The following is a 12977-nucleotide window of genomic DNA, read 5'->3' on the forward strand; positions in this document are numbered from 1 at the left end:
AGCGTGGCATGTAGGTTTACGTATTTTAATTAGTACCCAATGTGAGAAGGATCGACGAAAAGTGCCTGAGATTTCGCGCGATGAAGTCGCACACCTGGCCAAGTTATCGCGCTTGGCATTGACTGACGAAGAACTCGACCGATTTGCAGCGCAGATTGACGGCATCATCGGTAACGTGAGCGCTGTTCAAAAAGTCGCTGCAGAGGGGGTAGAGCCGATGAGTCACCCGCACTCGATTAAGACCACCATGCGTGAAGACGTAATTGAACAGATTATGACTCCAGAGCAGGCTCTTGATCAGGCTCCGGCTGTTGACCAACAGCGTTTCGTCGTTCCACAGATTCTAGGGGAGTAGTCCGAATGACCAATTATCTCGTGCCGGAGTCCGGACTCACATCACTTTCTGCTGCCGAACTCGCCCAGAAGATTCATTCCCGTGAGGTTACCTCGCGTGAGGTCACCCAAGCTCATCTTGACCGTATCGCTGAGGTCGATCCCACTCTTAACGCATTCTTGCATGTAGGTGCTGCGGAAGCGCTTGCTGCTGCCGACGAGGTGGACGCCGCCTTAGACCGTGGAGAAGCTCCGGCATCTGCACTTGCGGGTGTGCCTATTGCCCTCAAAGACGTCTTTGTTACCACGGATGCACCCACCACATGTGCTTCAAAGATGTTGGAAGGCTATGTTGCGCCTTATGACGCAACCGTCACCAAGAAACTTCGTGCCGCAGGCATTCCGATTTTGGGTAAGACAAACATGGATGAGTTCGCCATGGGCTCGTCCACGGAAAACTCCGCTTACGGCCCAACCCGCAACCCATGGGACACCGACCGCACACCAGGCGGCTCCGGTGGCGGTACATCCGCAGCGCTTGCATCCGGTGAAGCACCACTCGGTATCGGCACCGACACAGGCGGTTCCATCCGCCAGCCGGCAGCCCTAACCAACACGGTGGGAGTGAAGCCAACCTATGGCACTGTCTCTCGCTACGGCTTGGTGGCCTGTGCATCGTCGCTAGATCAAGGCGGGCCAACCGCAAGAACCGTTCTGGACACCGCATTGCTCCACGAAGTCATTGCAGGCCATGATAAATATGACGCTACCAGCGTAGATCGGCCAGTTGCTCCTGTGGTAGCAGCAGCGCGAGAAGGTGCAAACGGAGATCTGAGCGGCGTGAAAATTGGTGTGGTCAAGCAATTCGACCGCGACGGTTATCAGCCGGGAGTACTGGAGCAATTCCATGCCGCCGTGGAACAGCTTACGTCCCAGGGTGCGGAGATCGTGGAAGTTGATTGCCCACACTTTGACGATGCTCTGGCAGCGTACTATCTGATCCTGCCATGTGAGGTTTCCTCCAACCTGGCGCGTTTCGACGGTATGCGTTACGGTCTGCGCGAAGGCGACGATGGATCGCATTCGGCGGATGAAGTCATGTCTCTGTCTCGTGCGGCTGGATTTGGTCCTGAGGTAAAGCGCCGCATTATTCTAGGAACTTATGCGCTTTCTGTGGGTTACTACGATGCGTATTACCTGCAAGCACAGCGCGTACGTACCCTTATCGCTCAAGATTTTGCTGCGGCTTATGAAAAGTGCGACGTCTTGGTTTCCCCAACCACGCCGACCACTGCCTTTAAGCTCGGCGAGAAAATCTCTGATCCCCTAGCTATGTACAACTTTGATTTGTGCACCCTGCCGTTGAATCTTGCCGGCTTGTGCGGAATGTCTGTTCCTGCAGGATTGGCAAAAGACACGGGGCTGCCCGTGGGCTTGCAAATCATGGCACCAGCATTCTGCGATGACCGCCTGTACAAGGTGGGCGCCGCATTTGAAGCAGGTCGCAAGTAAACTTCTCTGAGGAATTCTCACGCCACGGCCCCTTTCTTCACTCACTGTTTTTAACGTACTGGGTGCTGAAAGGGGTCTTTGCTATCTCCAATACCTAGGGGCTACATGATGGAGACTTCAGAACAAGATCTGCATCACATAAAAACCTGAGGCCTCATCAAAAGTCACCTCGGAGAAACCAAGGTGTGAATAAACCTGGTGAGCCTTGGTGTTTGCTTTATCCACGGAGAGCGAGATGCCCGGCGCTCCTAGATTTTTAGCTAACGTTATGGCGGCGTTGAGTAGGAGAGAGGCTACGCCTGTGCCGCGAAATCTCGACTCGATGGCAATGGCAACCTCGGGGATCTCCTCGTTGACGTAACCGTAGCCGTGGTTGGTTGCGGTTCCCCACAGTAGCCAAGCACCGCCGGCAGGAATCCTGTTATTGTCCCAGGCGATAAAACCGCCATCTGTGGGGTCCCACTGATCTATATAAAAATATGTGTCGTTAATAAAGTTTTGGCTTAGCTCGGAGGTTTCATCACCATACACATCCGTGAGGAAGTTGAGTCGTGCAATATAGGTGCGGTCTGCCTCGCGTGTTGGGAGAAGGACAATATTCTGTTCGGTCATGACAGCAGAGTGTATACGTAGTGTCGCGGTGTATTGTGGGACGAGCACAATGAGCATTGGTGTGGAAGCTGCCTAGATTACCTTTAGTCTGTAGAGCGCGGATGACGTATTCGTAGGAGAAGAGCGAGTAGCGACGCACACTGGGGGTCTTCTTCTGTTACCGTCAGATGCTCGATGCGTTGAGCAAGAAGGTATCCCCAGGTTCATAGAAAGAAGGAACGCCCTATGAGCGTCGAGTCCCGTGACAAGCACGTTGATCCTGATGCGGGAAGATATAGCTCACAAGGTTTGGATTCCTATCCGGCGATGCCTCTTTCAGAAAAAGAGGCGTGGCCAGCACTGATTGCATTGTGCATTGGATTCTTTATGATCCTGCTTGATCAAACCATCGTGGTGGTGGCTACGCCAGCGTTGCAAAAAGAGTTGGGCGCATCGTATAACGAGGTCATCTGGGTAACTTCGGCGTATCTCCTCACCTTTGCTGTTCCCCTCCTTATCACGGGACGTCTCGGTGATCGCTTCGGTCCACGAAACGTGTATGTCGCTGGAATGGTCGTGTTTACGCTGAGCTCCCTGGCGTGTGGCTTTGCCCCGAATATGATCACGTTGATTCTTGCTCGGGCGGTGCAAGGCCTAGGGGCTTCCCTCCTTACACCGCAAACTATGAGCCTGATTAATCGGATGTTTGCTCGTGAACGACGAGGAGCCGCATTAGGAGTATGGGGCAGCGTGGCGGGCTTGGCTACTCTCACTGGCCCTATTCTCGGCGGCTTTATTACGGCTTCGTTTGGCTGGCAGTGGATCTTTTTTATCAACGTTCCACTTGGGATCGTGTCAGTCTGGTCTGTGATCCGTCTAGTGCCACGGTTGCGGCCGACTAATCGCAGCATCGACGGCCTGAGCATGGTGCTCTCTGTTATCGCTGTTTTTTCTCTTGTGTTTGCCCTCCAAGAGGGTGAAAATGCCGGTTGGGGCTGGTGGATCTGGGTTCTCATCTTAGTCGGACTTGTTGTTACCGTATTGTTTGTTTACCAGCAAGAGCGGGCAGAAAAAGCAGGAAAAGATGCTTTGATGCCTTTGTCACTTTTCTCGATCCGCAATTTTTCGCTAGGAAATATCGGCATTACTGCTATGGGTTTTGCTATCGCGGGTACGCCTTTGCCAATCATGTTGTTTTTACAGCAGGTGCATGGGTTATCAGCGTTGCAAGCAGGCCTATTTTTAGTCCCGCAAGCACTCATATCTGTGATATTTTCCCCGTTCATCGGCAAGCTTTCAGATAAGCGTTCGCCCCATCACATAGCAGCTTTTGGCTTTACGACGATGGCTATTGGGCTTGGAAGCGTTGCACTTGTGATGATTCTCGAGGTTTCTGTTTATTGGGTTCTTCTCGCGTTTATTATCTACGGGCTGGGCAATGCGTTTGTATGGTCGCCCAACTCTACATCGACGATGCGGGATCTTCCCTTGCACCACATGGGAGTGGGATCTGGCGTGTATAACACCACACGCCAGATCGGATCGGTCATGGGATCAGCAGCTATCGGGGCAGTATTGCAGTGGCGAATCATGGTTGCAAGCCCAAGCTCGGCCTACGGCGAAGCCGTTTTGGTAGGTGCAGGATTCCTCATCTTCGGCATTATTTCTGCTCTTTTAGCTAGAGAAAACAGCTAGCCAGCCTTGGGAACACCGCCAGAAAGCGGCTTAACGAGTATCCGATAATGCGTAGGAGACTGTTGCAGTTGCAGCGGTGACCGTCAGTACTGCAGGCCATGCGCCGATCTTTTTCGCAAGCGGATGGCTAAGTCCGAATGCTCCAATGTAGGTTGCAGCGAGAGCAGATGTCAGTGGGGCTCCGCCTTGGGCCCACCAAGAACGTCCTGCCCACACGCCTGCGGCTGCTAGGACGATGCCACCAAGTGGTCGTATACCGGTCTCGCGTGCAGTGAGCCAGCCTCCTATAAGGCCACTAGCAACAACTGCAGATGTGTTGACCTCCGCGGGAGGTTTGATGTCAAAACCCATAAATTGTGCCATGTTGCTCATGCTACAGGCTGAGATGTTTGTGCGATGTGAGCGTTTGGTAGGAGAGGGCGTCGATACGCTTTTGCGTCGGGGGTGTCGCAGTGAGAGATTCGTTTTCTTAGGATCTTGCTATTTATAATGTAGAAGACTTTCAGTGACTGAGTGAGTGGCTATAGCGCCACATCGGGAATCTGGTGCAAAACCAGAACTGGCGCGCAGCGGTGAGGATACAACTTCAATTACCTTGAGATACCACTGGGCTTAGATTCCTGGGAAGGGCGTAATTGTGGGCTTGAGTATCCAAGTCCGAAGACCGGCTTAGTCAGCAGGCTTGTTCTGCTGCCTCGCGATTTAGGTGGACAGACTGACTCAAGTGGGTCTTGTAGTGCGTAAAATTGCCACTCCAGCGCTTTTCCTGATTATTGCAGGACTAGCCGCACTGAGTTTTGTGGTGTCTTTGTCTTTTGGGTCAGTTGATTATTCACGCTCGGAAGTGTGGGAAGTGGTGCGCCAGCACCTTGCAGGGGAGACCTATTCCGATCAAGCAGTAGACGCAGTGGTTTGGGAGCTTCGGGCACCCCGTGGTTTGCTTGCGCTTATCGTAGGAGCGGGGTTGGCCCTTGCCGGTGTGACTATGCAAACGCTTGTCCGAAATCCGCTGGCTGACCCGTATTTGCTGGGTATTTCTTCCGGCGCGAGTGTAGGTGCAACCGCAGTACTCGTGTTTGGCGTCTTGAGCGGTTTTGGCCTTTATTCGCTCTCAGCTGGTGCTTTGATTGGTGCACTTGTGGCCACGTTAACTGTGTATGCGGTGACTATTGCTCAAGGTGGGCTGACGCCACTGCGCCTCATCCTCTCAGGCGTGGTTCTGTCTTCCGCTTTCTCCGCGCTTGCTAGTTTTTTGGTGTTTAAAGGACCTGACGCTCGCGCTGCGCAGGGCGTGATGTTCTGGATGCTCGGATCAGTTGCCGGAGGACAATGGAACAAGCTCCTCATACCGGCAGTTGTGGTGCTTGTCGCTTTTGTTATTTTGATGCTGAGTAGTCGCCAGATGGATGCTCTTGCTGCAGGCCCAGACACGGCTGCCGCTTTAGGCGTTCGGGTGGGGTTGCTGCGCCAAGGCCTGTTTTTTGTGCAAGCTCTCCTCGTAGGTGCCATGGTTGCTGTGGCTGGCGGCATTGGATTTGTGGGCCTGGTAATTCCGCACCTGGCGCGAATACTCGTTGGTTCGCTTCATCGGCGTCTTTTGCCTATCGCTGCAGTGTTTGGTGCGCTTTTTATGGTCTGGGTTGACGTGCTCGCCCGCGTTGCCGCACCGCCACAGGAGATTCCGCTGGGCGTGGTCACTGGAGTTATCGGAGCGCCGCTCTTCCTGATTCTTATGGGAAGAAAAAACTATCATTTTGGGGGGCAAGACTAAAATGACACGTTTTCAAGCAGCAGGCATTGCGTGTGGATTTGACCGGACAGTATTGCTCCGGGATGTTGACTTTACGGTGGACAGCGGCACCATGACAGCAATAGTCGGCGTCAATGGAGTAGGAAAGTCAACTCTTTTGCGCGTCCTTGCCGGAATCCGGAAACCGCATGCCGGCAAGGTTTTCATAGACGATGTTGACGTACATTCCATGCGGTCAAAACAGCGGGCAAAGGCGCTAACTTTCGTGGGGCAGGAGGAGACTCCTCCCGGAGATTTGACTGTAAAAGAAGCAGTCTGCCTGGGCCGGCTTCCGCACACTAAAGTGTGGCAGTTTGATTCCAAGGAAGAAATGCGCTTGGTCAACGATGCCTTGCAACTTGTTGGCTTGCAGGATCGCGCGGCGATGGAATGTGCGTCGCTTTCTGGTGGGCAGCGCCGTCGAGTGCTTTTTGCTCGCGGATTTGCTCAAGGAACGGATCTCATTTTTCTTGATGAGCCGACCAACCATCTTGACGTGCACCACCAGTTGCACTTGCTCAAAGTACTACGAGACTCTGGGCGCACAATCATCGCAACAGTCCACGATCTCGATCTAGCGATGAGCCATTTTGATCACGTAGTGGTGCTTGATCACGGTGGCGTGGTTGCTTCAGGGCCTCCGGAGAGTGTGCTGATCCCGGAGACCCTGCGCAAGGTATTTGAGGTGGAAGCTTTTATAACCCGGCATCCCGGTGCCAGCAGCTCTCACGTCATCATTGATTCACTTTAAGATTTCTCTCTCTATTAAGGAGCATGACCATGAAGAAAGCTATTATCCCCATTCTTGGGGTCTCCCTTGTCCTTAGCGCATGTGGGGGCGCTACTTCCGATTCCGCTAAAGAATCAACAGCTGCACAATCCAGCGGTGTGACCGTCACTAACTGCGGCAAGGAAGTAACTTTTGACAAAGCTAACGAGCTATTTGTCAATGATGGCAACATCATCTCTATTGCGCTTGCTGCAGGCGCCAGCGACAAGATCAAATATGTTAGCTCGTTGCAGCGCGACAAGGAGATCCTGCGCGCAAAATTCGGCGAGCAGGTTGATTCCCTGAATGATACGTCCAAGGACTACCCATCCCTTGAAACCGTAGTGGCAAAGCACCCGGATGTCTTTATCGCAGGATGGAATTATGGCTTCTCTGAGGAAAAGAACCTTACTCCTGAAACTCTGAAAGAGCAGGGGATCTCTTCTTACATTTTGAGCGAGTCCTGCAAGCAAGATGGTTCGAGCAAGCGAGGGGTCTACGACCCATGGGAAGCTGTACAGATGGATATCTCCAACATCGGAGCTATCACAAATAACAAGGATGCAGCAGAATCTGCGGTGAAAGACCTCACTGATCGACTTGAGTCTTTGAAGAAGCTCAAGGCAGCAGACAAGAAGCCTAACGTTTTCGTTTTTGACTCAGGAAGAGGCGATGCTGTTTACACTTCTGGAAAGTTTGGTGCTCCGCAAGCAATTCTGGAAGCCGCAGGTGCTCAGAACGCTTCAGGTGATATCGAGGACACCTGGACTAGCGTGGGCTGGGAAAAGATCGCCTCTGCTACCCCGGATGCATTTGTCTTTGTGGATTACCCAGGTCAGGAATTCAATGAAAAAGTAGAAGCGCTTCGCGCAAATCCTGCGACCAAGAACCTTCCAGCAGTAAAAGAGAATCGTTTTATCAACTTGCCGTACACAATGTGGACTTCAGGTTCCCTCAACATCGATGCTGCCGAGCACGTACGTAAGGGCCTAGAAAAGTTCAACCTTGTTCCACAATCTGAGGTGGCTCCAAAGCTGACTCTTCCTAGCTCTGTAGCTGGCCAGGAGTTTGTTTCCTAAAATATGTGATCTCTCCTGATTGCTTTTGATTACTTTCCCTGATGGAAACTATGTACATTTTCCATCAGGGAAAGTAACGTTTTTAGGCGAGGATTCCTCGCCTTTTATGTGTTGCGAGGAACAGCGCTGTGTAGCTGAGACAATGCGCAGCAAGAAACTACATATCCGCAATCTGCGCAAAGGGGAGAAAGCTATGGATGATAGACAGTTCCCGCGGGCTGTAGGAGTGAATAAAGAGCTCCAGCAGCCAGAAGTGGATCTGCGTGAACTTTTTGCTACCGCTGAAGATGCTCAACACAAAGTCTCAGCAAGCTCCCCTCAGTGGAGGAGAACTCTCATGGGAGTGTTGGTCTCGGCCATCTTTTATTCTCAACTCATTGAGATTCCTTGGCTGAGCATCTCTGTACTTTTCTTCTTTTTGGTTATCTTCATTGTCGCAGGTGTGTACGGTTATCGGACACGAGGAGTCCGGCAAGCCGTGCGAGGTAGCGGGAAGCCCATGCAACAATGGTGGCTTCACGACGTTCCCCCTGGCCAGCGAAAATGGGCGCTGGCAGGGTACATGCTGCTTATTCTGAGCCCCTTTCTTGTCTCTTCAGCACGAGATTTCGGCATCGTGGCGGGCGTTATCCTAGCGACGTTGTTGAGCGGTGTGGCCATATTCTGGTTTGCCAAGTACTCGGAAGCGATGTCTTGATATGGAAGAAAAAGAGACGCAGTCGTCGGGAGCCGCTAGCCCTGTGTTGTTGGACGAATATTTGCACACTGTGCCGCGGACGAAAATCTGTGCCACTTTATGGGCGGCAAAAGCGATTCCCGATCGTAATGAGATGAAGTTTTCTAAGCTTCGGGAACTTACCTGTTTGAGTGAATCATCACTATCCAAACAATTAAGTTTTCTTGAGTCCGTAGGATATGTGCGTCGGTTTCGTGATTATGGCGCCAGCCGTTCTCAAGATGTTGTGTGGGTGTCTCTTACAGAAAAGGGGACTCTGAAATACGAGGAATATATGGCTGCGCTGAAGCAACTCTTGCAATCTGGCTGTGGTGGCGGTTTCTGAAACCTTGTGCTGACGTCCGGGGGCTCTGGCCAGGTGATAAATCCCACAGGTTCGAGGGTATTCGCAACAAAAAGAGAACTAGCGGTTTCCGTGCGGGCATAAACAAACACAAAAGTGGCAGGAAGGACTAGACTAAAGCCTATGCGAATTGCGACTTTAACCTCCGGTGGCGATTGTCCCGGACTCAACGCTGTTATCCGCGGTATCGTCCGCACGTGTTCCGAATATGGTTCTACCGTTGTGGGGTACGAGGACGGTTGGGTTGGTCTCATGGAAGACAAACGCATTCAACTGTACGACGATGAAAATATCGATCGTATTCTTTTACGCGGCGGAACGATCTTGGGAACTGGTCGTCTTCACCCAGATAAGTTCAAAGCAGGACTTGAGCAAATTAAAGAGAATCTGGCAGATGCGGAAATTGACGCATTGATTCCTATCGGCGGCGAAGGCACACTCAAAGGTGCTCAGTGGCTTTCTGATAACGGGATCCCCGTGGTCGGCGTGCCAAAAACTATTGATAATGATGTCAACGGAACCGATTACACCTTCGGTTTTGACACAGCGGTGTCAGTAGCAACCGATGCCATTGACCGTCTCCATACCACGGCAGAGTCCCACAACCGCGTGATGATTGTGGAAGTGATGGGACGCCATGTCGGATGGATCGCGCTGCACGCCGGAATGGCAGGCGGGGCGCACTATACAGTCATCCCGGAGCAGCCTTTTGATATCAATGAGGTCTGCAAAGCAATGGAACGTCGTTTCCAAATGGGGGAGAAGTACGGAATTATCGTCGTTGCTGAGGGTGCCTTGCCTAAGGAAGGAACGATGAGCTTTGACCAAGGATGCGTGGATCAGTTTGGCCATCAAACCTTTAACGGCATCGGTCAGGTGATCGGGGAAGAGATAAAGAGGCGCCTAGGCCACGATGTGCGTACTACCGTGCTTGGACACATCCAGCGTGGTGGCACCCCAACTGCCTATGATCGTGTCTTGGCAACCCGATATGGTGTCCATGCTGCACGTGCATGCCATACGCAGGATTTTGGCAAGATGGTGGCACTTCACGGTGAGCATATTGACTTGATTCCTTTGGAAGAAGCCGTAGGAACGTTGAAGGTAGTTCCTGAGGCCCGGTATCGGACTGCTAGAGCGCTCTTCGGATAAAAGACTCGTGGTGACCCTTCCTACTTTTAAGCCTAGGAAGGGTCATTGTTTTGCTCTGTTAGTTCATGAAAGTTGCATCGAGCTTAAGTACTCGCATGGGGAGCATCGTTCTGACAACCTCAATGAGCCATTAATGGTAGCGATGAACTAGAATTTCGAGTCATGACCGCTGCAATGTATGACCTGATGGACTTTGATGAGGTCCTGGAGAAATTCGACCCTGTCATGGGCCTTGAAGTTCACGTGGAGTTGGCCACTGAAACTAAGATGTTTTCTGCTCCCTCGGCGCATTTTGGTGCCGAGCCTAACGCGAACGTTGACCCAGTTTCCCTAGGGTTGCCAGGTGCGTTGCCTGTGGTTAACGCCAAAGGCGTTGAGTGGGCTATTAAGATCGGTCTTGCACTGAACTGCCAAATTGCAGAGTCCTCCCGGTTTGCTCGTAAGAACTACTTTTATCCGGATCAGCCAAAGAACTACCAGATTTCACAATACGACGAGCCTATCGCTTACGATGGCTACCTTGATGTTGTACTGGATGATGGCACCCCGTGGCGCGTGGAGATCGAGCGCGCGCACATGGAAGAAGACACCGGAAAACTGACTCACCTCGGTGGTGCCGACGGACGTATTCACGGAGCTACGGCTTCGCTTGTCGACTGCAACCGTGCAGGTATCCCACTCATCGAGATCGTTACTAAACCAATTGAAGGCGCTGGAGATCGAGCTCCGGAAGTTGCTCGTGCGTATGTGGGAGCGCTTCGGGATTTGGTGAAAGCTTTGGGCGTTTCTGATGCTCGTATGGATCAGGGATCGATGCGATGCGACGCTAACGTGTCGCTGCGTCCTGTTGGAACCGTTGAATTTGGTACGCGCACCGAGACCAAGAACATTAACTCCTTGAAGTCCGTTGAGCAGGCAGTGCGTTTTGAGATGCAGCGTCAGGCTCAGGTTTTGGAAGACGGTGGGACGATCGATCAGGAGACGCGCCACTATCAAGAAACCGACGGGACCACGTCCAAGGGACGTCCTAAAGAAACTGCTGAAGACTACCGCTACTTCAATGACCCAGACCTCCCACCGGTTATCGCACCGCGTGAATGGGTGGAGGAAATCCGTTCGACGCTTCCTGAACTTCCTTGGGTACGTCGTGCGCGTATCCAGCAGGAGTGGAACCTCAAAGACGAGGAGATGCGTGACCTCGTTAACGCAGGCGCGCTTGATCTGATCGTTGAAACTGTCGAGGCAGGCGCCACCCCAGCAGAGGCTCGTTCTTGGTGGGTTGCTTACTTGTCACAGAAAGCAAACGAGCAAGGAACAGACCTTGACGCTTTGCCGATTAGCGCAGCTCAGGTGGCTCGCGTAGCCGCTTTGGTTAAAGAAGGAAAACTGACCAATAAGCTGGCGCGCCAGGCTGTCGACGGCGTCCTTGTCGGTGAAGGCGACGTTGATCAGGTCGTTGCTTCTCGTGGTTTGGAGGTTGTGCGTGACGACGGTGCAATTGAAAAGGCCGTTGAAGAAGCACTAGCCGCTAATCCCGATATCGTAGAAAAGTACCGAGCTGGAAACACCAAGGTCACAGGGGCAATCGTCGGAGCAGTGATGAAGGCTACCCGAGGTAAAGCTGACCCAGCTCAAGTAAATAAGCTCATCGCGGAGAAGCTTGCCTAATTGGGCTAAAAGAGCAATGATTCCGCGCTGCTAAAAACGCAATGAGGCGTGCCACGATAGCTAGTAAAAATCCACTAGCTATCGTGGCACGCCTCATTGTGCTTGGTCATTGGATTAAAATTCAAAGGTGTTGTATTTGTCCTCGACAACGAGCGGTGAGTGAGCGCACACTGGTAGGTATGACATATTCAAGAGAAACAGAACCTGTATACGTTCCTGCCGCGGATCGCTACAAGGATATGGAATATCGGATTGTCGGGCAGTCAGGGCTGAGACTTCCTGCTATTAGTCTCGGGTTTTGGCATAACTTTGGAGACGACAAGCCGCTAGCAACACAGCGCGCAATTGTTCATCGTGCGTTTGATCGGGGAATCACTCATTTTGATCTGGCCAACAATTACGGCCCACCTGCAGGATCTGCGGAGAAGAATTTTGGTCGAATTTTTTCGGAGGATCTCAAGGCGTATCGCGATGAGATAGTGATCTCAAGCAAAGCCGGTTGGAATATGGGGGCGGGTCCTTATAGTTTCGGTGGATCGCGGAAGTATCTGATGGATTCTCTGGATGCTTCTTTATCGCGGCTGGGCCTCGATCACGTGGATATTTTCTATCACCATCGCCCGGACCCAGACACCCCGTTGGAGGAAACGGTATACGCGCTGCGCGATATTGTGGCCTCGGGTAAGGCCCGCTATGTGGGAATCTCATCATACGGTGCAGAGCTCACTAGTGAGGCTGCGACGATGATGGCAGAAGAGGGCTGCCCGTTGCTTATTCATCAGCCGAGTTATTCCATTTTGAATCGCTGGGTGGAAGAACCCGGTGAAGACGGTGATTCCCTCCTGGAATCTGCTGCTGATTCTGGTCTTGGGGTTATCGCGTTTTCACCTCTGGCGCAAGGGTTGCTGACTGACCGTTACTTGGATGGGATTCCAGAAAACTCGCGTGCTGCGGCTGGGAAGTCTTTGGGAACGGACATGCTTTCTCCTAGCAACCTCGAGATGGTGGCCAAACTCAATGAGATTGCCAAGAGGCGTGGGCAGACCCTTGCGCAGATGGCAATTGCATGGGTGTTGCGAGAGCAAGGAGATTACGGGGTAGAGACCGTTACTAGTGCGTTAATTGGAGCTTCTTCAGTTGAACAGCTAGATCAAAACATTGATGCGCTCAACAATCTGAGCTTTACCACTGAAGAACTCAATGAAATCGATACGATTGCTAACGACGGCGGGATCAATATCTGGGCTGGAGCAACGAAATCGAAGACTCACGGTTCGGACTCTGAGCCTCAGTAAAATACTGTAAAAAGG

13 protein-coding genes and 1 riboswitch are annotated in these 12977 nt (G+C 52.2%); of the genes, 11 read left to right on the plus strand and 2 right to left on the minus strand.

Features of this window, described 5'->3' with window-relative positions:
* Positions 1–61 precede the first annotated feature (61 nt).
* Positions 62–355 (plus strand): Asp-tRNA(Asn)/Glu-tRNA(Gln) amidotransferase subunit GatC, encoded by a 294-nt coding sequence (gene gatC, locus CKV68_RS00105; RefSeq protein WP_013911300.1) that lies wholly within the window; start codon positions 62–64, stop codon positions 353–355.
* A gap of 5 nt (positions 356–360) precedes the next feature.
* Complete coding sequence (gatA, locus tag CKV68_RS00110) at positions 361–1845, plus strand: Asp-tRNA(Asn)/Glu-tRNA(Gln) amidotransferase subunit GatA (RefSeq protein WP_014525636.1); 1485 nt, start codon at positions 361–363, stop codon at positions 1843–1845.
* A 117-nt stretch (positions 1846–1962) separates the two neighbouring features.
* Here the strand turns inward: gatA and CKV68_RS00115 are convergent, their stop codons facing one another.
* Complete coding sequence (locus tag CKV68_RS00115; protein WP_029975390.1) at positions 1963–2457, minus strand: GNAT family N-acetyltransferase; 495 nt, start codon at positions 2455–2457, stop codon at positions 1963–1965.
* A 225-nt stretch (positions 2458–2682) separates the two neighbouring features.
* Between CKV68_RS00115 and CKV68_RS00120 the strand changes: the two genes are divergently transcribed.
* Positions 2683–4131, plus strand: coding sequence for a DHA2 family efflux MFS transporter permease subunit (locus CKV68_RS00120; protein ID WP_095075355.1), 1449 nt, complete (start codon positions 2683–2685; stop codon positions 4129–4131).
* Between the two features lie 30 nt (positions 4132–4161).
* Here CKV68_RS00120 and CKV68_RS00125 read toward each other — a convergent pair whose 3' ends face one another.
* Positions 4162–4494: a hypothetical protein gene (locus tag CKV68_RS00125; protein ID WP_029975387.1), complete on the minus strand. Its 333-nt coding sequence runs from the start codon at positions 4492–4494 to the stop codon at positions 4162–4164.
* Positions 4495–4625: 131 nt separating this feature from the next.
* Positions 4626–4818, plus strand: a riboswitch (cobalamin riboswitch).
* Positions 4819–4867: 49 nt separating this feature from the next.
* On the opposite strand from CKV68_RS00125, the gene CKV68_RS00130 reads away from it, so the two are divergent.
* The 8 genes from CKV68_RS00130 to mgrA all read left to right on the plus strand — a co-directional run bounded on the left by CKV68_RS00130 (position 4868) and on the right by mgrA (position 12962).
* A complete protein-coding gene (locus CKV68_RS00130) occupies positions 4868–5902 on the plus strand; it encodes a FecCD family ABC transporter permease (RefSeq protein ID WP_013911305.1) in 1035 nt (344 codons plus the stop codon).
* A 1-nt stretch (position 5903) separates the two neighbouring features.
* Positions 5904–6671: an ABC transporter ATP-binding protein gene (locus CKV68_RS00135; RefSeq protein ID WP_095075356.1), complete on the plus strand. Its 768-nt coding sequence runs from the start codon at positions 5904–5906 to the stop codon at positions 6669–6671.
* A gap of 29 nt (positions 6672–6700) precedes the next feature.
* Positions 6701–7768 (plus strand): ABC transporter substrate-binding protein, encoded by a 1068-nt coding sequence (locus tag CKV68_RS00140; protein ID WP_014836253.1) that lies wholly within the window; start codon positions 6701–6703, stop codon positions 7766–7768.
* A 193-nt stretch (positions 7769–7961) separates the two neighbouring features.
* Complete coding sequence (locus tag CKV68_RS00145; protein WP_231910440.1) at positions 7962–8465, plus strand: hypothetical protein; 504 nt, start codon at positions 7962–7964, stop codon at positions 8463–8465.
* 1 nt (position 8466) lies between these two features.
* Positions 8467–8829, plus strand: a complete 363-nt coding sequence (locus CKV68_RS00150; RefSeq protein WP_095075359.1) for a transcriptional regulator — start codon at positions 8467–8469, stop codon at positions 8827–8829.
* A gap of 141 nt (positions 8830–8970) precedes the next feature.
* Positions 8971–9999 carry an ATP-dependent 6-phosphofructokinase gene (locus CKV68_RS00155; protein WP_014525642.1) on the plus strand — a complete coding sequence of 343 codons (1029 nt, stop codon included), beginning with the start codon at positions 8971–8973 and terminating at the stop codon, positions 9997–9999.
* Positions 10000–10161: 162 nt separating this feature from the next.
* Positions 10162–11667: an Asp-tRNA(Asn)/Glu-tRNA(Gln) amidotransferase subunit GatB gene (gene gatB / locus CKV68_RS00160; protein WP_095075360.1), complete on the plus strand. Its 1506-nt coding sequence runs from the start codon at positions 10162–10164 to the stop codon at positions 11665–11667.
* A 179-nt stretch (positions 11668–11846) separates the two neighbouring features.
* Complete coding sequence (gene mgrA / locus CKV68_RS00165) at positions 11847–12962, plus strand: L-glyceraldehyde 3-phosphate reductase (RefSeq protein ID WP_014836257.1); 1116 nt, start codon at positions 11847–11849, stop codon at positions 12960–12962.
* Positions 12963–12977 lie beyond the last annotated feature (15 nt).

The organism is Corynebacterium ulcerans (assembly GCF_900187135.1).
GTDB classification, from domain to species: Bacteria; Actinomycetota; Actinomycetes; order Mycobacteriales; family Mycobacteriaceae; genus Corynebacterium; species Corynebacterium ulcerans.